24 protein-coding genes are annotated in these 25,415 nt (G+C 59.8%); 16 read left to right on the top strand and 8 right to left on the bottom strand.

Annotation, left to right across the window (positions count from 1 at the left end):
* The first annotated feature begins 12 nt into the window (after nucleotides 1–12).
* Both rimB and rimK read left to right on the top strand, forming a co-directional pair.
* Entirely contained in the window at nucleotides 13–492 is a 480-nt protein-coding gene (gene rimB / locus KJF94_RS27715; RefSeq protein WP_017335912.1) for a retropepsin-like aspartic endopeptidase RimB, read from the top strand.
* The gene (gene rimK / locus KJF94_RS27710) at nucleotides 489–1,394 is read left to right on the top strand and encodes a 30S ribosomal protein S6--L-glutamate ligase (RefSeq protein ID WP_007949201.1); all 906 of its coding nucleotides are present in this window, start codon (nucleotides 489–491) and stop codon (nucleotides 1,392–1,394) included. Before rimB ends, rimK begins: the two co-directional genes overlap by 4 nt.
* A gap of 162 nt (nucleotides 1,395–1,556) precedes the next feature.
* Here rimK and KJF94_RS27705 read toward each other — a convergent pair whose 3' ends face one another.
* Nucleotides 1,557–2,870, bottom strand: a complete 1,314-nt coding sequence (locus KJF94_RS27705; protein ID WP_214380174.1) for an ATP-binding protein — start codon at nucleotides 2,868–2,870, stop codon at nucleotides 1,557–1,559.
* Nucleotides 2,871–2,971: 101 nt separating this feature from the next.
* Complete coding sequence (gene ompR, locus KJF94_RS27700; protein WP_008032260.1) at nucleotides 2,972–3,712, bottom strand: osmolarity response regulator transcription factor OmpR; 741 nt, start codon at nucleotides 3,710–3,712, stop codon at nucleotides 2,972–2,974.
* Between the two features lie 360 nt (nucleotides 3,713–4,072).
* Between ompR and KJF94_RS27695 the strand changes: the two genes are divergently transcribed.
* From KJF94_RS27695 to tauD, 7 genes are all read left to right on the top strand, one after another.
* A complete protein-coding gene (locus KJF94_RS27695; protein ID WP_214380173.1) occupies nucleotides 4,073–6,397 on the top strand; it encodes a Tex family protein in 2,325 nt (774 codons plus the stop codon).
* The gene (locus KJF94_RS27690) at nucleotides 6,397–6,780 is read left to right on the top strand and encodes a PaaI family thioesterase (RefSeq protein ID WP_017335909.1); all 384 of its coding nucleotides are present in this window, start codon (nucleotides 6,397–6,399) and stop codon (nucleotides 6,778–6,780) included. The genes KJF94_RS27695 and KJF94_RS27690 overlap by 1 nt, the downstream gene beginning before the upstream one ends.
* Before the next feature lie 270 nt (nucleotides 6,781–7,050).
* Complete coding sequence (gene gshA, locus KJF94_RS27685) at nucleotides 7,051–8,634, top strand: glutamate--cysteine ligase (RefSeq protein ID WP_214380172.1); 1,584 nt, start codon at nucleotides 7,051–7,053, stop codon at nucleotides 8,632–8,634.
* Nucleotides 8,635–8,934: 300 nt separating this feature from the next.
* Nucleotides 8,935–9,912: a taurine ABC transporter substrate-binding protein gene (gene tauA, locus KJF94_RS27680; RefSeq protein WP_214380171.1), complete on the top strand. Its 978-nt coding sequence runs from the start codon at nucleotides 8,935–8,937 to the stop codon at nucleotides 9,910–9,912.
* 16 nt (nucleotides 9,913–9,928) lie between these two features.
* Entirely contained in the window at nucleotides 9,929–10,723 is a 795-nt protein-coding gene (gene tauB, locus KJF94_RS27675) for a taurine ABC transporter ATP-binding subunit (protein ID WP_214380170.1), read from the top strand.
* The gene (gene tauC, locus KJF94_RS27670) at nucleotides 10,720–11,553 is read left to right on the top strand and encodes a taurine ABC transporter permease TauC (protein ID WP_214380169.1); all 834 of its coding nucleotides are present in this window, start codon (nucleotides 10,720–10,722) and stop codon (nucleotides 11,551–11,553) included. The genes tauB and tauC overlap by 4 nt, the downstream gene beginning before the upstream one ends.
* A gap of 55 nt (nucleotides 11,554–11,608) precedes the next feature.
* The gene (gene tauD, locus KJF94_RS27665) at nucleotides 11,609–12,451 is read left to right on the top strand and encodes a taurine dioxygenase (protein ID WP_214380168.1); all 843 of its coding nucleotides are present in this window, start codon (nucleotides 11,609–11,611) and stop codon (nucleotides 12,449–12,451) included.
* Between the two features lie 164 nt (nucleotides 12,452–12,615).
* Here the strand turns inward: tauD and mgrA are convergent, their stop codons facing one another.
* From mgrA to KJF94_RS27645, 4 genes are all read right to left on the bottom strand, one after another.
* Nucleotides 12,616–13,653: an L-glyceraldehyde 3-phosphate reductase gene (mgrA, locus tag KJF94_RS27660; protein ID WP_214380167.1), complete on the bottom strand. Its 1,038-nt coding sequence runs from the start codon at nucleotides 13,651–13,653 to the stop codon at nucleotides 12,616–12,618.
* A 160-nt stretch (nucleotides 13,654–13,813) separates the two neighbouring features.
* The gene (locus tag KJF94_RS27655; protein ID WP_214380166.1) at nucleotides 13,814–14,278 is read right to left on the bottom strand and encodes a type II toxin-antitoxin system HicB family antitoxin; all 465 of its coding nucleotides are present in this window, start codon (nucleotides 14,276–14,278) and stop codon (nucleotides 13,814–13,816) included.
* Nucleotides 14,275–14,457 carry a type II toxin-antitoxin system HicA family toxin gene (locus tag KJF94_RS27650; protein WP_214380165.1) on the bottom strand — a complete coding sequence of 61 codons (183 nt, stop codon included), beginning with the start codon at nucleotides 14,455–14,457 and terminating at the stop codon, nucleotides 14,275–14,277. Before KJF94_RS27650 ends, KJF94_RS27655 begins: the two co-directional genes overlap by 4 nt.
* 130 nt (nucleotides 14,458–14,587) lie before the next feature.
* Entirely contained in the window at nucleotides 14,588–15,478 is an 891-nt protein-coding gene (locus tag KJF94_RS27645) for a LysR family transcriptional regulator (protein WP_214380164.1), read from the bottom strand.
* Nucleotides 15,479–15,607: 129 nt separating this feature from the next.
* Here KJF94_RS27645 and KJF94_RS27640 point away from each other — a divergent pair, with 129 nt between their 5' ends.
* Together KJF94_RS27640 and KJF94_RS27635 are read left to right on the top strand one after the other, a co-directional pair.
* Nucleotides 15,608–16,348: an SDR family oxidoreductase gene (locus KJF94_RS27640; RefSeq protein WP_214380163.1), complete on the top strand. Its 741-nt coding sequence runs from the start codon at nucleotides 15,608–15,610 to the stop codon at nucleotides 16,346–16,348.
* Nucleotides 16,349–16,518: 170 nt separating this feature from the next.
* The gene (locus KJF94_RS27635) at nucleotides 16,519–16,779 is read left to right on the top strand and encodes a hypothetical protein (RefSeq protein WP_214380162.1); all 261 of its coding nucleotides are present in this window, start codon (nucleotides 16,519–16,521) and stop codon (nucleotides 16,777–16,779) included.
* Between the two features lie 2 nt (nucleotides 16,780–16,781).
* Here KJF94_RS27635 and betT read toward each other — a convergent pair whose 3' ends face one another.
* Both betT and epsC read right to left on the bottom strand, forming a co-directional pair.
* Entirely contained in the window at nucleotides 16,782–18,737 is a 1,956-nt protein-coding gene (betT, locus tag KJF94_RS27630) for a choline transporter BetT (RefSeq protein WP_214384965.1), read from the bottom strand.
* A 539-nt stretch (nucleotides 18,738–19,276) separates the two neighbouring features.
* Nucleotides 19,277–20,203 carry a serine O-acetyltransferase EpsC gene (epsC, locus tag KJF94_RS27625; RefSeq protein WP_214380161.1) on the bottom strand — a complete coding sequence of 309 codons (927 nt, stop codon included), beginning with the start codon at nucleotides 20,201–20,203 and terminating at the stop codon, nucleotides 19,277–19,279.
* A gap of 192 nt (nucleotides 20,204–20,395) precedes the next feature.
* Between epsC and KJF94_RS27620 the strand changes: the two genes are divergently transcribed.
* The 5 genes from KJF94_RS27620 (at nucleotide 20,396) to KJF94_RS27600 (ending at nucleotide 25,202) form a co-directional block, all read left to right on the top strand.
* Complete coding sequence (locus tag KJF94_RS27620) at nucleotides 20,396–21,394, top strand: D-cysteine desulfhydrase (RefSeq protein ID WP_214380160.1); 999 nt, start codon at nucleotides 20,396–20,398, stop codon at nucleotides 21,392–21,394.
* Between the two features lie 351 nt (nucleotides 21,395–21,745).
* Nucleotides 21,746–22,546, top strand: a complete 801-nt coding sequence (tcyJ, locus tag KJF94_RS27615) for a cystine ABC transporter substrate-binding protein (protein ID WP_213942036.1) — start codon at nucleotides 21,746–21,748, stop codon at nucleotides 22,544–22,546.
* Complete coding sequence (tcyL, locus tag KJF94_RS27610; RefSeq protein ID WP_214380159.1) at nucleotides 22,546–23,211, top strand: cystine ABC transporter permease; 666 nt, start codon at nucleotides 22,546–22,548, stop codon at nucleotides 23,209–23,211. Before tcyJ ends, tcyL begins: the two co-directional genes overlap by 1 nt.
* 4 nt (nucleotides 23,212–23,215) lie before the next feature.
* Nucleotides 23,216–23,971, top strand: a complete 756-nt coding sequence (gene tcyN / locus KJF94_RS27605) for an L-cystine ABC transporter ATP-binding protein TcyN (protein WP_214380158.1) — start codon at nucleotides 23,216–23,218, stop codon at nucleotides 23,969–23,971.
* A gap of 466 nt (nucleotides 23,972–24,437) precedes the next feature.
* Nucleotides 24,438–25,202, top strand: coding sequence for a hypothetical protein (locus KJF94_RS27600; protein ID WP_214380157.1), 765 nt, complete (start codon nucleotides 24,438–24,440; stop codon nucleotides 25,200–25,202).
* Nucleotides 25,203–25,415 lie beyond the last annotated feature (213 nt).

Here is a 25,415-nt window from a genome sequence, read left to right as displayed (position 1 = left end):
CGGTTTTTCCTATTGAAGACATTTGACCATTTGACCGTTATCGGTCTGCGCGAGTGGGTGGCGCTCCCGGATTTGGGAGTCGCGGGCCTGCGGGCAAAAATCGATACCGGGGCCAGCACCTCCAGCCTGCACGCCACCGACATCGAACCGTTCGAGCGCGAGGGCGAGAGCTGGGTGCGCTTCACCGCGCACCTGGGCACGGTCGTGCAACTGCGTCACCGCCGCTGCGAAGCACCGCTGGTGACGATGAAAACCATTAAAAGCTCCAACGGCCATGCGCAGAAACGCTACGTGGTCAGCACCACCCTGGCCCTCGGTGATCGGGTCTGGCGGGTCGAGTTCACCCTCGCCTGCCGCAAGTCCATGCGTTATCGCCTGTTACTCGGTTCCAAAGCCCTGATCGACGGCCAGCTGGTGGTCAATCCGGGCATTAAATATGTACAAGACAAGCCGGTGTTCCCGGTATCTACCTCTTCCACAGGTGTTGCATGAAGATCGCTGTGCTGTCGCGGAACCCGCGTCTGTATTCCACTCGTCGTCTGGTCGAAGCCGGTACCGAGCGTGGCCATGAAATGGTGGTGATCGACACCCTGCGCGCCTACATGAACATCGCCAGTCACAAGCCGCAGATCCACTACCGCGGCAAACCGCTGGAAGGTTTCGACGCGGTGATCCCGCGGATCGGTGCCTCGGTGACGTTCTATGGCTGCGCGGTGTTGCGCCAGTTCGAAATGATGGGGGTGTTTCCGCTCAACGAATCGGTGGCCATTGCCCGGTCGAGGGACAAACTGCGTTCGCTGCAATTGCTGTCACGCCGTGGAATCGGTTTGCCGGTCACCGGATTTGCGCATTCCCCGGACGACATTCCCGACCTGATCGACATGGTCAACGGCGCACCGCTGGTGATCAAGGTGCTGGAAGGCACTCAGGGCATCGGCGTGGTGCTGTGTGAAACCGCGACAGCGGCGGAATCGGTGATCGAGGCGTTCATGGGCCTCAAGCAGAACATCATGGTTCAGGAATACATCAAGGAAGCCGGCGGTGCGGACATTCGCTGCTTCGTGGTTGGCGACAAGGTGATTGCAGCGATGAAGCGTCAGGCCAAGCCTGGGGAGTTTCGCTCCAACCTGCATCGCGGTGGCAGCGCCAGTCTGATCAAGATCACGCCGGAAGAACGCATGACCGCGTTGCGTGCGGCGAAAGTGATGGGTTTGGCGGTGGCGGGTGTGGATATCCTGCGCTCCAATCACGGGCCGTTGGTGATGGAAGTGAATTCTTCGCCGGGTCTGGAAGGGATTGAAACCACCACCGGGAAAAATGTGGCCGGGATCATCATTGAGCATCTTGAGAAGAATGGTGGGCCGAATATGACGCGGACCAAAGGCAAGGGCTAAACCGGTCCCCTGTGGCGAGGGAGCTTGCTCCCGCTCGGCTGCGCAGCAGCCGCAAAAACCAGGCAACCGTGTTTCAGCTACAAGAACGCGGTTGTCGGGGTAGGGAGTCCTTCGGCCTCCAGCGGGAGCAAGCTCCCTCGCCACAAGGTTTATCTGTGCTGCTTAGACCGCGTCTCTAGGCAACATCAACCCAAGCGGCAACCGCACCCGCGCTTCCAGCCCGCCACCAGACCGATTGCGCAACTCAACATTCCCGCCATGCATCGAAGCAATCCGCTTCACGATGGCCAACCCCAAGCCGGTCCCCTTGCCACCCCGAGCACGATCCCCCCGGGTAAACGGATTGAAGATCGCCTCCAGTTCCGACGGGTCAATCCCCGCCCCACGGTCCATGACGCTCAGCACCACATACGGAGCGCTGACATCGCCGGACACATAAGCCGCCACTTCAACACCGCTGCCGGCGTGATGCAGCGCATTGCCGATCAAATTGTTCAATAGCCGCTTCATCGACACCCGACGCAACGGAAACGGCTGAATCGGCTCCAGTCGCAGGCGTACTTTTTCTTCATTCTGGTTGTACGGCGCGGCAACTTCGCGGACCAGATCAGTCAAGTCCACCTCTTCTACCGATTCATCGCGGCCATCGCGAATGAACGCGAGGAACTGATCGAGAATCGCGTCCATGTCTTCGATGTCGCGGACCATGTCGTCCGTCAGGTCGCTGTGGTCGCCCATCAGTTCCAGTGACAGCCGCAATCGCGTCAGTGGCGTACGCAAGTCATGGGACACCCCGGCCAGCATCAGCTCGCGCTCGCGGCCAGCCTGTTCGACGTCTTCAGCCATCTGGTTGAACGCGCGATACACCTCGGTCATCTCGCTCGGTGTGTCGCTGATCGGCAGGCGCACGCTGCGTCCCTGGCCAAGCTGCCTCGCGGCATAGACCAAGCGTTTCAAAGGTTGATTGAGCTGACTGACGAAGATCCACGCCGAGGCGGTGGACAGCAAGCCGATGGCAAGGAACCAGCCGAGCACGTTCCAGATTTTCTGACCACGCAAAGGATGCGGGTACAGCGGCACTTTCAGCCAGCCATCGCCCAGGCTCGGCGCCCGAACCCACAGCGCCGGCGGTGAGTGCATACGCAATCGCACCTCGGTGTCGGCGCCCAGTTCTGCCTGCATCTGCCGCTGATAGATCTCGCTGTAAGGCCAGTGTTGCTCGCCTTCCGGCACACCCGTGCCCACCACCCGGATCAGGGTCGCGGCTTCGGCAATCTTGTCGCGGTTGTTTTCATCCGCCGCCCAATAGGCGCGCAGCGTCAGGGCGACGCCGTGGCTGTATTGGCGGTCCACCAGCACGTCTTCGTTCATCAACAGATAAACCAGGGTCAGCGCCTTGGAGAACAGGACGACGATCAGCACCAGCCACAGGGTGCGGGAGAAGAAACTCTGGGGGAACCACACGGGGGTTTTCATGGATAACCGCTACACACTTGCAGGAGCGAGCGATGCTCGCATATTGCGGATCGCGAGTCTGCGGACAATCGTCCGCAAGACCCGCTCCTACAAATCGCCGATCACTTGGTGGCGGCGCCATCCGGAACGAACACGTAACCCACGCCCCAGACGGTCTGGATATAACGCGGCTTGGATGGATCGGGTTCGATCATCCGGCGCAGACGGGAGATCTGCACGTCGATGGAACGCTCCAGGGCATCCCACTCACGGCCACGGGCCAGGTTCATCAGTTTGTCGCGAGTCAGTGGCTGACGCGCGTTCATGACCAACGCCTTGAGCACCGCAAACTCACCGGTGGTGAGCATGTGCACTTCGTCACCGCGTTTCAGTTCGCGAGTCGCCAGCGATAATTCGTAGTCGCCGAACGTCACGCTTTCGTCTTCGCTGCCCGGCGCGCCCGGCACCGGAGCGGACTGACGACGCAGGACGGCTTTGACACGCGCCATCAGCTCGTCAGGGTTGAACGGTTTGGCCAGATAATCGTCGGCGCCCAGTTCGAGGCCCTTGATACGGCTCAACTCGTCGCCCTTGGCGGTGAGCATGATGATCGGAATCTGATTGTTCGCGCCGCGCAGACGGCGGCAGGCGGTCAGACCGTCTTCGCCGGGCAGCATCAGGTCGAGGACGACCAGGTTGAACACTTCACGCGCCAGCAGGCGGTCCATTTGTTCCGTGTTCGGTACGGCGCGGGCGCGGTAGCCCTTGCTGACGAAAAAGCGTTCCAGCAGGCTGCTGAGCCCCGGATCGTCGTCAACGATAAGAATTTTTTCGCCTTCAGCAATGTTTGCAGTGCTGCTCATTAGATGCTCCTTTGATCTCGGCGCGCATTATGGCGTAGCTGCCGTTATACGCACCGTGTGCATTGTTAGCAGATTTTTCCTTGATCGCCAGAAATCCGGGCATTGTGCCTACAGCCTGTGATGCCCCCGAATGACAGAACGCTGGTTATAATGCGCGGCCTTTTGTGTCAGGCAACGTCTGATCGTTACCTAAGTTGCGGCTTTTTATTTTCATCGCCGTGGCAGTAATTGTTCGATTTCACGGGTCAACGGGAAGCCTGTTGATCCAGGTAGCGGCGCAGGCCAGGCCGCTCAACCAGACTCGCCGAGCCTCTATCCCTGCGCCCGCGAGCCTGCTTTCACAATTTGTCAGGTGGTTTTATGGACAGCATCAACAGCCGCATCGCCGAGGAACTCGGCGTACGCCCACAACAGGTCGAAGCGGCCGTCGCGCTACTCGATGAAGGCTCTACCGTTCCCTTCATCGCCCGTTACCGGAAAGAAGTGACCGGCAGCCTCGATGACATCCAGTTGCGTCATCTGGAAGAGCGTCTGCGCTACCTGCGAGAACTCGACGAACGGCGCATCAGCATCCTCGCCAGCATCCAGGAGCAAGGCAAGCTGACCCCGCAACTGGAACGCGACATCAAGCTCGCCGACACCAAGACCCGCCTCGAAGACTTGTACCTGCCGTACAAGCAGAAGCGCCGCACCAAGGGCCAGATCGCCCTGGAAGCTGGCCTCGGCGAGCTGGCCGACGGCCTGTTCAACGACCCGACCCTGACGCCAGACACCGAAGCCGCGCGCTTCGTTGATGCCGAAAAAGGCGTCGCCGATGTGAAGGCCGCCCTCGAAGGCGCCAAGTACATCCTGATGGAACGCTTCGCCGAAGACGCCGGCCTGCTGGACAAGCTGCGCAACTACCTCAAGCAGGAAGCCACCCTCAGTGCCCGTGTGATTGCCGGCAAGGAAGAGGAAGGCGCCAAGTTCCGCGATTACTTCGAACACGACGAACCGCTGAAAAGCATGCCGTCGCACCGCGCGCTGGCGATTTTCCGTGGCCGCAACGAAGGCATTCTCAGCTCCGCGCTGAAAGTCGGCGACGAACTGCCAGGCACCATGCACCCATGCGAAGGCATGATCGGCCAGCAGTTCGGCATCCAGAACCAGAACCGCGCCGCCGACAAATGGCTGGGCGAAGTGGTGCGCTGGACCTGGAAGGTCAAGCTCTACACCCACCTCGAAACCGACCTGTTGGGCGAGTTGCGCGATGGTGCGGAAACCGAAGCGATCAACGTGTTCGCGCACAACCTGCATGACTTGCTGCTGTCGGCCCCGGCCGGCCCGCGCGCCACGCTGGGCCTCGACCCGGGCCTGCGCACCGGTTGCAAGGTGGCCGTGGTCGACGCCACCGGCAAGCTGCTGGATCACGCCACGGTTTACCCGCACGTGCCGCACAACAAGTGGGACCAGACCCTCGCGATTCTCGCCGCCCTGTGCGCCAAGCACTCGGTGGACCTGATCGCCATCGGCAACGGCACCGCCAGCCGCGAGACCGACAAGCTGGCCGCTGAGCTGATCAAAAAATACCCAGCGATGAAAATGACCAAGGTCATGGTGTCCGAGGCCGGCGCATCGGTTTACTCGGCGTCGGAACTGGCTTCCAAGGAATTCCCGGACCTCGACGTGTCGATCCGTGGCGCGGTGTCCATCGCTCGTCGCTTGCAGGATCCACTGGCCGAGCTGGTGAAGATCGACCCGAAATCCATCGGCGTCGGCCAGTACCAGCACGACGTGTCGCAGCTGAAACTGGCGCGCGGCCTGGACGCGGTGGTCGAAGACTGCGTGAACGCCGTTGGCGTGGACGTGAACACTGCCTCCGTGGCGCTGCTGGCCCGCATTTCCGGCCTCAACGCTACCCTGGCGCAAAACATCGTCAGCCACCGCGACGAGCACGGCGCGTTCAAAACCCGTGCGGCGTTGAAGAAAGTGGCGCGTCTGGGCGAGAAAACCTTCGAACAGGCCGCTGGCTTCCTGCGCGTCATGAACGGCGACAACCCGCTGGATTCGTCTGCGGTTCACCCGGAAGCCTATCCATTGGTGCAGCGCATAGCCGCTGAGACCGACCGCGACATTCGCTCGCTGATTGGCGACGCCAGCTTCCTCAAACGCCTCGATCCGAAGAAGTACACCGACGAGACTTTCGGTCTGCCGACGGTCACCGACATCCTGCAGGAACTGGAAAAACCGGGCCGCGACCCGCGTCCAGAGTTCAAGACCGCCGAATTCCAGGAAGGCGTCGAAGACCTCAAGGACCTGCAACTGGGCATGATCCTCGAAGGCGTGGTGACCAACGTGACCAACTTCGGCGCGTTCGTCGACATCGGCGTGCATCAGGACGGTTTGGTGCACATTTCCGCGCTTTCGGAGAAGTTCATCAAGGATCCGCGCGAAGCGGTGAAGGCCGGTGACGTGGTGAAAGTGAAGGTCATGGAAGTCGATATCCCGCGCAAACGCGTCGGCCTGTCGATGCGCATGAGCGACACCCCGGGCGAGAAAATCGACGGTGCCCGTGGTGCGCGTCCGGGATCGGCGCCGCGCCAGTCCCAGAACACTGCACCGCGCAAGGAAACCACGGCAGCGGCCCCGGCCAACAACGCCATGGCTTCGCTGTTCGCCAACGCCAAGCAGTTGAAGAAACGCTGATGGATATCCCGGCCGGGCTGACCGAAAGCGCTTTTTTCAAGCTGCTGGGGTGTCGCTTGCACAGTCTGGAGGCCGGGGTGGCGCAAGTCGCCCTGGCGCTGGAACCAGAACTGCGCAATCGCGGCGGCAAGCTGCACGGCGGAGCCTTGTTCAGTCTGGTGGACATTGCCATGGGGCTGGCCTGTTCCAGCACCCACGGCTTTGACCAGCAGAGCGCGACCATCGAGTGCAAGATCAATTACATCCGCGCCGTCGCAGACGGTGAGGTCATGTGCACGGCGCGGGTGATCCACCCAGGCCGCCGCACGCTGGTGGTCGAAGCCGACGTGATGCAGGGCGACAAACTCGTCGCAAAAGCACAAGGCACGTTCGCTGTCCTGTAGATGAATGCCATCATTTTGAGTTAATTTCAGCGCTACGAATCCTGTGGGAGCGAGCCTGCTCGCGATGGCGGTGTGTCAGACACTCATATGTTGACTGACACACCGCCATCGCGAGCAGGCTCGCTCCCACAGGGATTGTGCAGTTCTTTACTGACCGGCATGGCTTGCGCGGTTGCAAAAACCAGGCGAAAACGCCAGTTTTAACTTCACCCTTGTAGACCGTCTTGCCCACCCCCATATTGGGGCGACTGACGCGTGAAGGAATCCAACTTGAGCGAACTTCTCAACCGCCGCCTGGCTCTGCTCGGCGAGCGCGCTAACCTCTCTCTGCTCGAACAGTGCCTTCACGGCATCGAACGTGAATGCCTGCGCGTGACCGGCGAAGGTCGCCTGGCGCAAACGCCGCACCCGGAAGAATTGGGTTCCGCGCTGACCAACGAACAAATCACCACCGACTATTCCGAGTCGCTGCTGGAGTTCATCACACCCGCCCTGCCCGACCCGGCCGACACCCTGGCGAGCCTGGACAGCATTCACCGTTTTGCCTACAGCAAGCTCGGCAACGAGTTCCTGTGGAGTCCGTCGATGCCGTGCCCGTTGCCGGCCGAGGAAGATATCCCGATCGCCTATTACGGCACCTCCAACATCGGCAAGCTCAAGTATGTCTACCGCAAGGGCCTGGCCCTGCGCTACGGCAAGACCATGCAGTGCATCGCCGGGATTCACTACAACTTTTCCCTGCCGGAAAAACTCTGGCCGCTGCTCAAACAGGCTGAAGGGTTTGTCGGCACTGACCGCGACTATCAGTCGTCGGCCTACATCGCGCTGATCCGTAACTTCCGCCGCTACAGCTGGCTGCTGATGTACCTGTTCGGTGCATCGCCAGCGCTGGACGCCGGTTTCCTGCGCGGTCGTTCGCACCAGTTGGAACAGCTGGACCCGGACACCCTGTACCTGCCGTACGCCACCAGCCTGCGCATGAGCGATCTGGGTTACCAGAGCAACGCCCAGGCCGGTCTGACGCCGTGCTACAACGACTTGGCGAGCTACACCGACAGCCTGCGCAAGGCAGTCGCCACACCGTATGCGCCGTACGTGGAAATCGGTACGCATCAGGACGGTGAGTGGGTTCAGCTCAACACCAACATCCTGCAGATCGAAAACGAGTACTACTCCAACATCCGTCCGAAACGCGTGACCTACACCGGCGAACGGCCGATCCAGGCGCTGGTGGCCCGTGGCATTCAGTACGTCGAAGTGCGTTGCCTGGACATCAACCCGTTCCTGCCAATGGGCATCGACCTCACCGAGTCGCGTTTCCTCGATGCGTTCCTGCTGTACTGCGCGTTGAACGACAGCCCGTTGCTGACCAATACTTCGTGCGGCAACGCGACCTCGAACTTCCTCAGCGTGGTGAAGGAAGGTCGCCGTCCTGGCCTGCAACTGCAACGCAACGGCCAGCCAGTGGACCTGAAAGAGTGGGCCAGCGAATTGCTGGAGAACATCGCTCCACTCGCGGCCTTGCTGGATCAGAGCCATGGCGGCGATGCGCACAGCAAGGCGCTGGATGCGCAATTGGCCAAGGTCAAGGATCCTTCCCTGACGCCGTCGGCCCAGGTGCTGGCGGCGATGGCCGAGCACAAGGAAAGCTTCAGCCAGTTCTCCCTGCGCCAGAGCCAGGCCCATGCGGAGTATTTCCGCAACGAGCCGCTTTCAAGCGAAGACCAGGCGAAATTTGAAGACCGGGCGCGTTCGTCGCTGGCTGAACAGGTCGAGCTGGAGCAGAACGAGGTGGGCGATTTCGATGTGTTTGTCGGGTCGTATCAGGCGAGCATTCTGGCGATCAGCAACTAACGCAAACCTCCCTCAGTCACTGCCAATCATTGTGGCGAGGGAGCTTGCTCCCGCTCGGCTGCGTAGCAGCCGCAAACCAGACAACCATGTTTTACCTTCAAGAATGCGGTTGTCTGGATTGGGAGTCCTTCGGCCTCCAGCGGGAGCAAGCTCCCTCGCCACAAAAGTGATCTACCACTACTCCCTCTTAGAATTTTCCGCTCATAAGCTCATTCGAAAAAGTTATTTATTTTCGGATTCTTATATCATTTAGTCTCCTTTTCACGCCGACTCTCGGTCCGCCTGACAAGGAGCTTCCCAATGAAACTGAATTTCCCTCTTCGCCTCCTGGCGGCCGCGTCTTTGGCGGCAGCGAGTTTCTTTGCCCAGGCGGCTGACGTGACCGTCGCCTACCAGACAACCGTTGACCCGGCAAAAGTTGCGCAGGCCGACGGCGCGTATGAAAAAGCCACCAACGCCAAGATCGACTGGCGCAAATTCGACAACGGTGCCGACATCATCGCCGCCATTGCGTCCGGCGACGTGCAGATCGGTTACCTCGGTTCCAGCCCCCTGACGGCTGCAATCACCCGCAAAGTACCGGTAGAAACCTTCCTCATTGCCACGCAGATCGGCGCCGCTGAAGCCCTGGTCGCCCGCGACGGTTCCGGCATCAAGACCCCGCAAGACCTGATCGGCAAGAAAATCGCCGTGCCGTTCGTTTCCACCGGTCACTACAGCCTGCTCGCCGCGCTGAAGCACTGGAACATCGACCCGTCGAAAGTCACCATCCTCAACCTCGCCCCGCCGGCAATCATCGCTGCGTGGAAACGCGGTGACATCGACGCCACTTACGTTTGGGATCCGGCGCTCGGTGTGGCCAAGGAAAACGGCAAAGTGCTGATCACCTCCGGCGAACTGGCCAAGTTCGGCGCGCCGACCTTTGATGCGTGGATCGTGCGCAAAGACTTCGCCGAGAAACACCCGGAAATCGTCACCGCGTTCGCCAAAGTCACCCTCGACGCCTACGCCGATTACCGTAAAGACCCGAAATCCTGGCTCGCCAATCAGTCCAACGTCGACAAACTGGTGAAACTCTCCGGTGCCAAGGCCAGCGACATTCCGCTGCTGCTGCAAGGCAACGTCTACCCGCTGGCGGCTGATCAGGTGATCACCCTCGGCGCGCCGACCACCAAAGCCATCACCGACACCGCCGTGTTCCTCAAGGAACAAGGCAAGGTCGAGGCCGTACTGCCGGACTACGCGCCATACGTCAGCGCCAAGTTCATCACCAACTGATCGGGAGTTAATAGCGATGGCTTTGCTACAGCTGGAGCGCATCAGCGCACAGTACCCTGGCAGCCCGGAACCGGTACTGGCGGATATTTCCCTGAGCCTTGGGCCCCAGCAATTGCTGGTCGCCCTCGGCCCGTCCGGCAGTGGCAAGACTTCGCTGTTGAACCTGATTGCCGGCTTCGTCGAGCCCAGCGCCGGACGCATCACCCTCGATGGCGTGCCGGTCAAAGGCCCCAGCGCCGAACGCGGCGTGGTGTTCCAGGACGACGCCTTGCTGCCTTGGCAGGACGTGCTGGCCAACGTTGGTTTCGGTCTGGAACTGGCGGGTGTTTCCCGGGACAAACGTGAAATCCGCGCTCGGGAAATGCTCGCGCTGGTGGACCTTTCCGGTTTCGAAAATCGCCGAATCTGGCAGCTTTCCGGTGGCCAGAAGCAGCGTGTCGGCCTGGCCCGCGCACTCGCCGCAGATCCCCGCGTGTTGCTGATGGACGAACCTTTCGGCGCCCTCGACGCCTTCACCCGCGAACAGATGCAGGAGCTGCTGTTGCAAGTGTGGAAGCGCACTGCCAAACCGGTATTCCTGATTACCCATGACATCGAAGAAGCGGTTTTTCTCGCCACGGACCTGATCCTGCTGGCGCCGAACCCGGGGCAAATCGTCGAGCGCCTGAGCCTGGATTTCGGTCAGCGTTACGCCGCCGGCGAATCTGCACGGTCGATCAAATCCGACCCGCGCTTTATCGAAACCCGCGAACACGTGCTCGCCAAGGTGTTCTCCCAACGCAGCGCCGCCACGTGGCAGGAGCGCGCATGAGCAGCTATGAAATTCCGGCCGTGACGGTGAAACCGGGTTCGACGGTCATTCCTGTTCGTCGCAGTTTGAGCACCCGCTGGATCAGCGTGCTGACCCTGGTCGCGTTGGTCGCTATTTGGTGGGCCGTTACCGCCACGGGAATGATCGAACCGCTGTTTCTGCCACCGCCGTCTGCCGTGTTGCAAAAAGGCTGGCTGCTGGTGACCACCGGTTACATGGATTCGACGTTGTGGCAGCACTTGGGCGCGAGCCTCGGCCGCATCGGTCTGGGCCTCGGATTTGCCGTGCTGACCGCCGTGCCGGTCGGCATTGCGATCGGTGCCAACCGTATCGCGCGCGGCATTCTCGATCCGCTGATCGAGTTCTACCGCCCGATTCCTCCGCTGGCCTATCTGCCGCTGATCGTGATCTGGTGCGGCATTGGTGAGTTGTCGAAAGTCTTGCTGATCTACCTGGCGATCTTCGCCCCGATTGCCATTGCGACCGCCACCGGCGTGCGCACCGTCGACCCGGCCAAATTGCGCGCGGCTCAGTCGTTGGGCGCTACCCGGGCACAGTTGATTCGCCATGTGATTTTGCCGAGTGCCTTGCCGGATATTTTGACCGGTGTGCGCATTGGGTTGGGTGTGGGTTGGTCGACACTGGTCGCCGCCGAGCTGATCGCCGCCACCAGCGGCTTGGGCTTCATGGTCCAGTCAGCTGCGCAATTCCTGGTCACCGATGTGGTGGTGCTGGGGATCCTGGTGATTGCGTTGATCGCCTTTGCCATGGAGATGGGCCTGCGCGCCCTGCAACGCAAACTGGTGCCGTGGCACGGCCAGGCTCACTAAAGACTTGTCATTGACCATGCCGACAGCTCGGCACCCCGGATTGAAGAGAAAGACCATGAGCCACCTGACAATCGTCCCCCTCAGCTCCGCGCTCGGCGCGCAAATCAGCGGCATCGACATCAGTCAGCCGCTGAACCTGGAACAGCGCGATGCCATCGAGCAGGCACTGCTCAAGCATCAGGTGCTGTTTTTCCGCGACCAGCCGATCACGCCGCAGCAACAGGCGCGTTTCGCCGCCAATTTCGGCGACCTGCATATTCACCCGATCTACCCGAATGTGCCGGAACAACCGGAAGTGCTGATCCTCGACACCGCGGTCACCGACGTACGCGACAACGCCATCTGGCACACCGACGTGACCTTCCTGCCGACCCCGGCGATGGGCGCGGTGCTCAGCGCAAAATTGCTGCCGGAGTTTGGTGGCGACACGTTGTGGGCCAGCGGTATTGCGGCGTATGAAGCGCTGTCTGCACCGATGAAAACCTTGCTCGAAGGGCTGACGGCGACTCACGATTTCACCCGCTCGTTTCCGCTGGAACGCTACGGCAATACGCCTGAGGCGCTGGCTCAGTGGGAAGAAGCCCGCCGGAAAAATCCGCCGCTGTCGCACCCGGTGATCCGCACGCACCCGGTAAGCGGGCGCCGGTCGCTGTTCGTCAATGAAGGGTTCACGTCGAAGATCAATGAGCTGTCGGAAACCGAGAGCGAGACCATTCTGAAGTTTCTGTTCGCCCATGCCACGCGGCCGGAGTTCACCATTCGCTGGCGCTGGCAGAAGGATGATGTGGCGTTCTGGGATAACCGCGTGACGCAGCATTACGCGGTGGACGATTACCGACCGGCGCGGCGGGTGATGCAGCGGGCGACGGTGTTGGGGGATGTGCCTTTCTTCCGGTGAGTCCCTGACTTTTTTGTTGTTTGTAACGGCCCCATCGCGGGCAAGCCCGCTCCCACAGGGTTTATGTGTTGAACCAACATTCTGTGGCCAACCGATAATCCTGTGGGAGCGGGCTTGCCCGCGATGAGGCCAAAGCAGGCGCCTGATCATCCGGCGCCTGACACTTACTCAGCCGTCGAAGGCTTCTCCCAAAGATTGATCCCGCCCTCCTGGGCAAACCGGTCAATCTCCGCCAGCTCCTCCGCACTGAAGCTCAGGTTCTTCAACGCCCCGACGTTCTCGATGATCTGCTCCGGCCGGCTCGCACCGATCAGCGCCGAGGTCACACGCGGATCGCGCAGCGTCCAGGCCAACGCCAATTGCGCCAGACTCTGACCACGACGCTTGGCGATTTCGTTGAGCCCGCGCACATGGGCGATGTTGGCCTCCGACAGGTGCGCGGATTGCAAAGAACCACCGCCCGGACGATTGACCCGCGCATCCTTCGGAATGCCGTTGAGGTATTTGTCGGTCAACAAACCCTGCGCCAACGGTGTGAACGCAATCACACCGGTGCCCAGTTCGTCGGTGACCTCCAACAGGTCTTTTTCCACCCAGCGATTGAGCAGGTTGTAGGCCGGCTGGTGAATCAGCAACGGCACTTTCCACTCTTTCAACAGCGCCGCCATCTCACGGGTTTTCACCCCGGAATACGACGAGATGCCGATGTACAGCGCCTTGCCCTGCTGCACGGCAGTGGCGAGTGCGCTGGCGGTTTCCTCCAGCGGAGTGTCCGGATCGAAACGGTGCGAATAGAAAATATCCACATAATCCAGGCCCAGGCGCTGCAGGCTCTGGTCAAGACTGGCCAGCACGTATTTGCGCGAACCGCCGCCCTGTCCGTAAGGACCGGGCCACATGTCCCAACCGGCCTTGCTGGAAATGATCAGCTCGTCGCGATACTGCTTGAAGTCTTCGCGCAGCAAACGGCCGAAATTGATTTCGGCGCTGCCGTATGGCGGGCCGTAGTTGTTGGCCAGGTCGAAGTGGTTGATCCCCAGATCGAACGCCGTGCGCAACAACGAACGCTGGGTGTCGATCGGCGTGCTGTCGCCGAAGTTGTGCCACAGGCCCAGGGATAACGCCGGCAATACCAGACCGCTGCGACCGACGCGGCGGTAAGGGATGGAGTCGTAGCGGTTTTCGGCAGCGGTGTAGGTCATCGAATCCTCTCTTGTCTGTCTTGAAGTTGGCATCGACTGCTTCGCAAGTTGCCCAGCATACGCCCAGACAAACGCCGATAGACCTCGGACTTGAGGAAATGCTGAAACGTTTCACATATTTTCAATCGGACCGACCCTGGAGCAAAAATCCGCATAGCGTTTATTCCGACAGCTCACGCAATGCGGCCGCAGCCAAAAAACCGGATCTTGAGCTGTATCGCTGATCCCGCCTGACCGTTTGGTCGATACGCTCAAGCAACTGCTCAGGCAGCGTGGCGTTGAAGCGCACCGACTTGCCGAAGTAAGGCGTGATATCGAAGTCGACCACCCCCCACACACCACCGGCGTAATCAGGGTTATCAATATGAGCGTCAATCTCACGCACTTGCGGCAGTGGATCACCATCGGCGACCAACCCTTCATAGTGCAAGGAAAGCGCTTCCTTCACGTTTTCGAATGCCTGCGCCACTGTAGCGCCGGCAGAGAAACAACCCGGTACGTCCGGGATAATCACTCCGTATTCTGAGTCGGCATCCTTGTGCAGAACGACCGGGAATTTCATTTCGGTAAGCCCTTCCTGTGCTGTGGCCCCTTCGAGGCTCTCGTTTCCAATGTCGGGCGTCATTTCAGACCCGCCTGTTTCAAAATGCTGTTGATCGTTCCTTTGGGCAGATCCGAATCAGGGTGCTTGATCGTCACCCGGCCTGCCTTGTACGAATGCTTGTACTGATGGTGGCTATCTTTCACGGCGACCAAATACCAACCATCCTCCTCGATCATCCTGATCATTTCCCGACTTCGCATCACCTTCGTCCTTGTGGGCAGCAACCTGCCGAGCACATTACGCGATGAACGCAGGTGTAATACACACCATACACACTCTGATAAATATTAGCCCAGTGCAAGGTCGCCCGACATGCCTGAAGACCAGCGGTTACTGCGCCCCCGCAAACACCTCGCCCAACCAATCCACAAACACCCGAACCCGTGGCGACATGTGCCGGTTGTGCGGATACAGCACTGAAACCGGCATCGGCGGCGGTGGGGTGTCGTTAAGGATTTCCTGTACCACCCCCTGAGCAATCAGCGATTCCATTCGGTAATACGGGCACTGGATCAAACCCAGCCCGGCAATGGCCGATGCGGCATAGATTTCCGCGCCGAATACCGAGATCGCGCCGTCGATGGCCACTTCCTTCAGCTCGCCATCAACCATGAATTCGAACGGGAACAATTTGGCGGTGGTGCGCGAGACGTAGTTCACCGCGCGATGGTGTTGCAGGTCTTCGAGGGTTTTCGGTTCGCCGTATTTGCGCAAGTAAGCCGGGCTGGCGCAGGTGATCTGACGCAGGTTGGCGACACGTTTGCCGATTAGCGCCGAATCGCCGAGGGTGCCGGCGCGCAGTACGCAGTCGACACCTTCGGCAATCAGATCGACAAAGCGGTCCGCCTCGCTGATGGACAGTTCTATATCCGGGTAACGGGCCATGAACTGCGGCAACGCAGGGATCACGAAGTGTTTGGCCAGGGTGCCATGCAAATCCACGCGCAATCGCCCCTTCGGCGCCACGCTGCGAAAGGCCAGTTCGGCTTCTTCCAGCTCCGCCAGCAACTGCACACAACGCAGGTAGTAAGCCTCGCCGTCCAGCGTCGGACGCACCTTGCGCGTACTGCGCTCCAGTAAGCGCGTGCCCAGCCAGGCTTCGAACTGATTCAGCGTGTGGGTCAGGGTTGCCCGCGGCAGGTTCAGGTCTTCGGCGGCCAGGGTGAAGCTGCTGCGCTCGTAGATCCGCACGAAAACCTTCATTGCCTTGACTTGATCCACGCTGCGCTCCGGGCCTTCGATTGTTGGCGATTATTGAACAGTCAAGGCAACTCTCGTGCATTTATCGGCCTGAGTAAACATGTGAATCTGGCTTCACCCCAAGCACACACCTTCAAAGGAATCACCGCCATGACTACTCAAACTTCGAAAGTTGCCATCGTGACCGGCGCCTCTCGCGGCATCGGCGCTGTCATCGCCAGACAACTGGCCAGCGAAGGGTTCGCCGTCGCCATCAACTACGCCAGCAGCGCCACTGAAGCCTCAAAGCTGGTTGTTGAACTGCGTCAGGCCGGCCATCAAGCCATAGCGATCAAGGCTGACGTGGCCAATGCCGACGACGTGCGCCGGATGTTCGATGAAGCCGAAACGCAGCTGGGCAAAGTCGATGTGTTGATCAACAACGCCGGCATTCTCAAAGTGATGCCGCTGGCGCAGCACACGGACGAACTGTTCGACCAGAACTTCAATATCCACGCTCGCGGCACGTTCAATACATTGCGTGAAGCGGCGACGCGCCTGAACGCTGGCGGGCGGATCATCAACTTCTCCAGCAGTACGGTCGGCATGAACTTGCCGGGTTACGCGGTATACATCGCCAGCAAAGCGGCGGTGGAATCCCTGACTCAGGTGTTCGCCAAGGAAATGCGCGGTCGCAACATCACCGTCAACGCTGTGGCTCCAGGCCCGGTGGCGACCGACCTGTTCCTGCATGGCAAGAGCGAAGAACAGATTCAGACCTTCGCCAAGATGCCGCCGCTGGAACGCCTTGCTCAGCCGGAAGACATCTCCCGCGTGGTGTCCTTCCTCGTCGGCCCTGATTCGGCATGGGTCAACGGGCAAATCCTGCGGGTCAATGGCGGGTTGGTTTAACTATGCTCGATGTGTAGGGTGAAACAGTCAGACCACCTTCGCGGGCAAGCCTCGCTCCTACAGGTACTGTGTCGGACATGAATCCGTGAACGACATAGCACCTGTAGGAGCAAGGCTTGCCCGCGAAGACGGCCGCTCAGGCGAAGCGCATCTGAAGGGAGGAACACACCATGCACACCACCATCATCATCTTCTTCGGCCTGGTCCTCCTGGCGCTGATGCTGTTCATCGGCGAGAAAATCGGCTTCGGTCGGCAGACCCTGACCTACAGCTTCATCGTACTGTGGCTGGCCCTGACGATGATCAACGGCGCCATCGGCGTGGTCACTGCCGGCCAGTCCCTGACGACGGAGCTCGTGGTCGGCAGTGTGGTGTTTGGCGTGCCGGTGGCGGCGCTGGTGCTGTTCATGGCGTTGAGCAGCGAGACCTGACTTCAACGCACCAAATGCAAGAACTGCATGTGCCGCTCGTACTGATCGAGGATGTCGTTGATGACCTGCTCCTTGGTGTAACCCACCAGATCGTAGTCCTGACTGCCCTCGCTCAAATGCACTTCGGCCCGGTAATAACGACGGTTGTTGAGTTCCTTGGAACCCATGCCGCCACGGGCGAAGGACGGCGTGAAGTAGCCGCGCATCTGCACCTGATAGATGAATGGATGCTGCTCGCCGTGACCGATTTCCAGGCTGACGCTGTCATTCGCCGGATCGGGTTGAGCCACCACGTGCAAACCCTTTTCGACGAACACCGCCGTCACTTCTTCAATCGCCGGGCGCACCGTCGTGTCGAGGAAGCGATAGACCTCATCCCGTGACGGAAAATGCACCGCCTGACTCAAGCGTTGTCGCCATCCGCCACGCCGGGAACCGGACACCGGCGCCAGGGAATGCAACTGCGCGATCTGCTTCTGCGACTCCAGATAAAACGCCTTGTGCAGCCCCCACATCATCAACAACAAAATCATCGAGAACGGCAATGAGGTCAGCACCACCGCCGACTTCAGCGCGTCGATGCTGCCGGAGAACAGCAGCGCACTGGTTACCAGCGCCGTCATCGCGCCCCAGAACACCCGCAGCCATTTCGGCCCGTCTTCATCCGGGTTGCCGCCCTTGGCCGAGAGCGTCGACAGCACCACGGTGCCGGAATCGGCCGAGGTGACGAAGAACACGAAGCTGATGAACACCGTGACTGCAATGACGGTTTTGCTCCATGGGTAGGTTTCCAGCAGCAAGTACAACGTCATCGACGGGTTGTCGATGGCCGACATGCCGAGGGCGCTCATGCCGTGATTGAGTACCTGGTCGATGGCGCTGTTGCCGAAAATCGACATCCACGCCAGGGTGAAACCGAGCGGGATCAACAGCACGCCGAAGACGAATTCGCGGATGGTGCGGCCACGGGAAATCCGTGCGATGAACAGGCCCACGAACGGCGACCACGCGATCCACCAGGCCCAGTAGAACACCGTCCAGCCACCCAGCCAGTCACTGGGTTTGTCGTAGGCGTAGAGGTCGAAACTCTTCATCGGCAAGGCGCCGAGGTAGTCGCCGATGTTCTGGATCAAGGTGTTAAGCAGGTGCTGCGTCGGCCCGGCGAACAACACGAACAGCAACAGCGCACAGGCCAGCAGCATGTTGATGTCGGACATCACGCGCACGCCTTTATCGACGCCGGACACCGCGACAATGATCGCCGCGCCCATCATCAGCGTGATCAGACCGACCTGAATCCACTGGGTGTGCGCGACGCCGAACAGGTAGTCGAGCCCCGAGTTGAGGTGCAACACGCCGAAGCCCATGTCGGCGCCGAGGCCGAACACCGTGGCAATGATGCCGAAGCCATCCACCGCGTAACCGATCGGGCCGTTGATGCGCTTGCCAATCAGCGGATAGAGCGCCGAGCGCAGGGCCAGCGGCAGGTTGTGACGGTAGGCAAAGTAAGCCAGCGCCATGCCGACGAAGGCGAACACGCCCCAACCGTGCAGGCCCCAGTGCAGAAACAGAATCTGCATCGCCTGGCGCGCCGCGTCTGCCGTGCCTGCCTCACCTTGCGGCGGTTGCGACAAGTGGGTCAGCGGTTCGGACACGCAAAAGAAAAACAGCGTGATGCTGATCCCGGCAGCGAACAGCATGCCGGCCCAGGACAGGTAACTGAATTCGGGCTCGTCGTGGTCGGCACCGAGCTTGATCTTGCCATAGCCGGACAAGGCGGTGACCACCACGAAGACCAGATACAGGGTCATCGCGAGCATGTAATACCAGCCGACCGTATTGGCCGCCCAGTTTTGCGCTTGCAGAAGCCAGGCGCCGGCCTGTTCAGGCATGGCAATGACGACAATGCCGAAGAGCAGAATGAAGGTCGCCGCGAAGTAAAACACCGGCGGATTCATGCGGACCTGGCCGCTGGCGGGGGTGGACGGTGCACTCATGAAAGGTGCGCCTCAAGGGGGTGAAACCGGGCAATCAGTAACGGACTCGGCAAGGGCAAGCCTCCTGTTGTGAGCGGGCAGCAAACCGGTGGTTTAACTTGAATGAGCGTTCAAGTTAAACATGAATAGGGTGCTAAGGACTAATCCCAGGGCTCGGCGGTACTGTGTGGCGAGAGAGCTTGCCCCCGTTGTGTCGCGAAGCGGCACCCCGGTTTTCGCCAGGAATCCGGCTGCTTCGCAACCGAGCGGGAGCAAGCTCCCTCGCCACAAAAACCTGTTGTGTACGCTAGCTCAAGGATGGGTATGACGGAGGTTTTGGAGGATTCGTTCAGAGGGAAATTAGCGACATGCCATTATCTCGGTTCGGCTTGAAACCAATCGCGGGCAAGCCTTGCTCCTACAGGTTATGTGTCGAACAGTAGATCCGTGAACGACACAAAACCTGCAGGAGCAAGGCTTGCCCGCGAAGAGGCCGCCTCACTCAGCGAAGATTTCAGGCCTTACTTCTGCGTCCCATCATCATGCTGCAGATTCGCCTGCGTCAGGTTGCATCCCGCCGGCACACTGCGCGTCAGCCAGACGTTACCGCCAATGGTCGAGCCCTTGCCGATGGTGATCCGCCCCAGAATCGTCGCGCCGGCATAGATCACCACATCATCCTCGACAATCGGATGCCGCGGATGGCCCTTCTGCAACTGGCCGTCTTCATCCGACGGGAAGCGTTTGGCGCCCAGGGTCACGGCCTGATAAATCCGCACACGCTCGCCGATGATCGCGGTCTCGCCGATCACCACGCCCGTCCCGTGATCGATGAAGAAGCTGCGGCCGATTTGCGCGCCCGGGTGGATGTCGATACCGGTCGCCGAGTGAGCGATTTCTGCACTGATCCGCGCCAGCAGCGGCAAACCAGCACGGTACAAATGATGCGCGAGGCGATGGTGAATCACCGCCAGAATCCCGGGATAGCACAGCAACACTTCATCGACGCTGCGGGCCGCCGGGTCACCGTGATAGGCCGCCAGCACATCAGTGTCCAGCAGGCTGCGCAGCCCCGGCAGGGCGAGGGCGAAGTCCTGAATGATCTGGATCGTTTTGGCTTCGACTTCGGTCTCGGCCTCGGCGCTGTGGCGGGCGGCGTAACGCAGTTCAAGTCGTGCCTGCCCCAGCAACGCGTTCAGCGCAACGTCCAGCGTGTGGCCGACGTAGAAGTCTTCACTCTCCTCGCGCAGGTCCACCGGGCCGAGGCGCATCGGGAACAACGCACCGCACAGCGCTTCAAGAATCTCCGCCATGGCCGCTCGGGAAGGCAACTCGCGACCGCCCTGCTCGCCACTGGCGCGGCCGTTTTGGGCACGCCACTGATCGCGCGCCGTGCGCAGCTGGCTGACGATGGTCTGCAATTGCCAATGGCTGGAACGCTCGCTCACGGTAAAAACTCCACACGGGCGGCCGGACTGTCTGGCCGCGCTAACGGCGATTACTTTACGGCAAGGTCTGGAAGCCGAATTAAGAACCGATTGTGCTGTGCTCAGCACGTTTGGCTATAAGTCACCTTGCCGGTTGCTCGCACTTATAGCCGTGCCTATAGTCCTGACATCCCCCACCGCCAGTACGGACCCATGATCAAACAACAGCTCGCCCGTTTCGCCCGCCTCGACCTACTCGGCCACCCGACCCCTCTGGAAAAACTCGAACGCCTGTCGGCCTGGCTCGGCCGCGACGTGTACGTCAAACGCGATGATCTGACGCCGCTGGCGATGGGCGGCAACAAGCTGCGCAAGCTCGAATACCTGGCCGCCGATGCGCTGGCCCAGGGTGCGGACACGCTGATCACCGCTGGCGCGCTGCAATCCAACCATGTGCGCCAGACAGCTGCTCTCGCAGCGAAACTGGGCCTGGGTTGCGTCGCACTGCTGGAAAATCCGTTGGGCACCGACGACGCCAACTATGTCGGCAACGGCAATCGGCTGTTGCTCGACCTGTTCGATACCAAGGTTGAGTTGGTGGAAAACCTCGACAACGCTGACGAGCAACTGGAAGCCTTGGCCGCACGCCTGCGCAGCAACGGCAAAAAGCCGTATCTGGTGCCGATTGGTGGCTCGAACGCCTTGGGCGCTTTGGGTTATGTGCGCGCCGGGCTGGAACTGGCCGAGCAGATCAAGGACACCGGCCTGACTTTCGCTGCGGTGGTATTGGCCTCGGGCAGCGCCGGAACTCACAGTGGCCTGGCACTCGCGTTGAGCGAAGCATTGCCGGATTTGCCAGTGATTGGCGTGACGGTGTCTCGCAGCGATGAAGATCAGCGGCCCAAAGTCCAAGGCTTGGCCGAGCATACCGCGGTGCTGTTGGACGTGAGCTTGCCGGACAGCTTCAAGGTCGAGTTGTGGGACGAATATTTTGCTCCGCGCTATGGCGAGCCGAATGCCGGAACGCTGTCGGCGGTGAAGCTGGTGGCGAGTCAGGAAGGTTTGCTGCTGGACCCGGTGTACACCGGCAAGGCCATGGCTGGTTTGCTCGACGGGATTGGTCGTCAGCGTTTTGATGAAGGGCCGATCATCTTCCTGCATACCGGCGGGGCGCCGGCGTTGTTTGCCTACAAGGATTCACTGATTGGCTGAAGGGCTTTTGTGGCGAGGGAGCTTGCTCCCGCTGGGGCGCGGAGCGCCCCCAAAATCTGGCGCCGCGGTGTTTCAGATGAATCGCGGTGACTGGGTTTGCGACTGCTGCGCAGCCGAGCGGGAGCAAGCTCCCTCGCCACAGGGGATTGAGTTGTCCGTATATGCAATTAAAGAATAACAAATAGAATATTTATTATTTTCCTATCTAAAAGCACCGTCATATAGTCACGCCGCAGGCGAATTTGCAGCGAGACGCATACGCTGCTTTAGGGCAGGATATTGCAGTCGTCCAAATCCCGATTTTGCCAACATTCCTAAAAGCGTCTTCATAAGAAAACACAGGGGCTTGTCATGAATTTTTCCGCACTACGTCGAAATCTGCTGGTAGGTTCGCTGGGCCTGGCGCTGAGCGCCGGCCTGCTGGGGCAAGCGGTTGCCGGTGAGCAACTGCAAAAAATCAAGGACGCGGGCGTGATCAACGTCGGTCTGGAAGGCACTTACCCACCGTTCAGTTTCGTCGACGCCGACGGCAAACTGGCCGGCTTCGAAGTCGAGTTCTCCGAAGCCCTGGCCAAAGAGCTGGGGGTGAAGGTCAAACTGCAACCGACCAAATGGGACGGCATCCTCGCGGCGCTGGAATCCAAGCGTCTGGACGCGGTGATCAACCAGGTGACCATCTCCGAAGAGCGCAAGAAGAAGTACGACTTCTCTGAGCCGTACACCGTTTCCGGGATTCAGGCGTTGGTTCTGACCAAGAAGGCTGCGGAGCTGAACATCAAGACTGCTGCCGACCTGGGTGGCAAGAAAGTCGGCGTAGGCCTGGGCACCAACTACGAGCAATGGGTGAAAGCCAACGTGCCGACCGCTGACGTGCGCACCTACGAAGATGACCCGAGCAAGTTCGCAGACCTGCGTAACGGCCGCACCGACGCCATTCTGATCGACCGCCTCGCCGCTCTCGAATACGCCAAGAAAGCCAAGGACACCTCCGCTGCCGGCGAAGCGTTCTCCCGTCAGGAAGCCGGTATTGCCCTGCGCAAAGGCGAGCCTGAGTTGCTGGCTGCGGTGAACAAAGCCATCGACAAGCTGCGTGCCGACGGTACGCTGAAAAAGCTTTCGGAAAAATACTTCAGCGCTGACGTCACTCAATAATGGAAGAAGCTTTCCAACTTGCGCTGGACTCCGCGCCCTTCCTGCTGAAGGGCGCGTACTACACGGTAATCCTCAGTCTGGGCGGGATGTTCTTCGGTCTGGTGATGGGTTTCGGCCTGGCGTTGATGCGTCTGTCGCGCTTCAAACTGGTGAGCTGGATTGCCCGCATCTACGTGTCGTTCTTTCGCGGCACGCCGTTGCTGGTGCAACTGTTCGTGATCTATTACGGCTTGCCGCAATTGGGTATCGAACTTGATCCACTGCCGGCGGCCCTGATCGGCTTCTCGCTGAACATGGCTGCCTACGCCTGCGAAATCCTGCGTGCCGCGATCAGCTCCATCGAGCGTGGCCAGTGGGAAGCCGCGGCCAGTATCGGTATGACCCGTGCGCAAACTCTGCGCCGGGCCATCATCCCGCAAGCGATGCGCACGGCATTACCGCCGTTGGGCAACAGCTTCATTTCGCTGGTCAAGGACACGGCGCTGGCCGCCACCATTCAGGTGCCGGAACTGTTCCGTCAGGCGCAGCTGATTACCGCGCGTACCTTCGAAATTTTCACCATGTATCTTGCCGCCGCACTGATCTACTGGATTCTGGCCACGGTGCTTTCGCACCTGCAGAACAAGTTGGAAGAGCGGGTCAATCGGCACGACCAGGAGTCCTGACCCCATGATTGTCGTGGAAAAACTGACAAAGCAGTTCAAGGGTCAAGTCGTGCTCAACGGCATCGATCTGGAGGTAAAGGAAGGCGAGGTCGTCGCAATCATCGGGCCGAGTGGCTCGGGGAAAACCACGTTCCTGCGTTGCCTGAACTTCCTGGAAGAACCCACCAGCGGCCGGATCAAAGTCGGTGACATCGAGATCGATGGCAGCCGCCCGTTGAACCAGCAGCAGAGCCTGGTGCGACGCTTGCGTCAGCACGTCGGCTTTGTGTTCCAGAGCTTCAACCTGTTCCCCCACCGTACCGCCCTGGAAAACGTCATCGAAGGCCCGATCATCGTGAAGAAGATCCCGCACGCCGACGCCGTTGCCCTGGGTAAAAAGCTGTTGGCCAGGGTTGGCCTGGCGGGCAAGGAAGACGCTTACCCGCGGCGCCTCTCAGGTGGGCAGCAACAGCGTGTGGCAATTGCCCGTGCGCTGGCAATGGAACCGGAAGTGATCCTGTTCGATGAACCCACCTCAGCGCTCGATCCGGAGCTGGTGGGTGAAGTGCTGGCGACCATCCGCAGCCTGGCCGAAGAGAAGCGCACCATGGTCATCGTGACTCACGAAATGGGTTTTGCCCGTGACGTGGCCAACCGCGTGGTGTTTTTCGACAAGGGTGTGATCGTCGAGCAAGGCGAAGCCAAGGCGCTGTTTGCCAATCCTAAAGAAGAGCGCACAAAGCAATTTCTCAGCAAGTTTCTGAACAACGCTCACAACTGATCTGTAATGACAAAGTGTTAACTTCCACGGATGGAAGTAACATTGCACGGTGATAATCCTCCTTACGCAAACTCGAATAATTTATCTTTCTTTCAATATCGTGTGCGGTACATATCTATGTCCTGCTACAGATAAACCTCGCCTAAAATCCTCGAAACTCTTCACCCTCAGAGCGCGCGCGGTTTGCATGCACACCCTACAAAACCCGCCTATTCAGTGGTCATGTTCGACAGCACGATGCGGTTTCTTAACCTGAAAGCGTAGGAGCTTTCTGAATAACATCAGATGCATTAATTAACCAACTCATTCCATTGACAGTTATTCATGCGCACTCTTATCTAGTCTCCAGCCGATGTAAGCATTCACGCTCAATCATTGTTTTCATACGAAGTAATGACCCGTTTGTTACTTGGCAATTCAGCTCTTTCAGAAACGGACTTCGCTGCAAGACTTCAAGGAGAAACCCATGAAAAACACTTTGAACAAACCCGAACTTGCGGCGCCGACCGTGGGGCAATCACACAAGAGCGGCATCAACATCACCTCGGCAGCTCATCTGCTGATCAACGTCGCGCCTTACCCCGGCATGGACGACGGCGACTTGATCGAGCTGTTCTGGGACAACTGCTACGTGGCCTCCAGGGTGCTGAATACCCAGGACGTCGGTAAAGCGATCAGTCTGCGAGTGCCGGAAAGCTTCATCGCCAATGGCTGCTCACGCCTTCACTATCGGCTCATGCAGGTCGGCCATGGGCCTGCGCTGTCACCGGCAACCCGTGTACAGGTCAAGCTCGACTGCCCGGGTGGCCAGCCATCCGCACTGTGTGGTGACGAAAACCAGTGCCTGGCACCGGTGAGCATTCCCGAAACCATCCGTCGTCAGGGCGTCAACCCGAACCAGATCAAGCGCGGCGTTCCCCTGACCATCGAGCCGTACCTGAACATGGCCGCCGACGATGAAATCACCTTGCGCTGGGGCGATGTACGCATGGACCTGCCACGGCTCAAGGCGAGCGACGTGGGCGAGCCGATTCAGGTCTGGGTGCCGCCAGCGATCATTCTCGAAGCAGGCGAAGACCTGCGGCTGGAAGTGACCTACTGCATCCTCGACCGGGTGGGCAACAACTCGCGCTGGGCACCGGCACGGACGTTGAAGATTGGTTGTGCGAATCCCTATTTAAAGGTCCAGCCAAAAGAAATGCTCATGGCCGCAGAACCCCGAAAACATTGAGATCTACGCCTCCCCTTGTAGGAGCGAAGCTTGCTCGCGAAAGCGTCAGTTCTGACACACCGAGTCATCGTTCTTCGCGAGCAAGCTTCGCTCCTACAGAAAGATCTCGGGCGGTGTCTGTTGCTACAAAAACAAAGTGTTGCCCTGCAAACAGTTGCTCACGACACACTTCTATCCATATTCCTAAAAGTTAGTTTATTAATTTTTTATACA

This window comes from Pseudomonas hormoni (assembly GCF_018502625.1).
Classification (GTDB): Bacteria; Pseudomonadota; Gammaproteobacteria; order Pseudomonadales; family Pseudomonadaceae; genus Aquipseudomonas; species Aquipseudomonas hormoni.
This window is presented reverse-complemented; position numbering and strand designations above follow the sequence as displayed.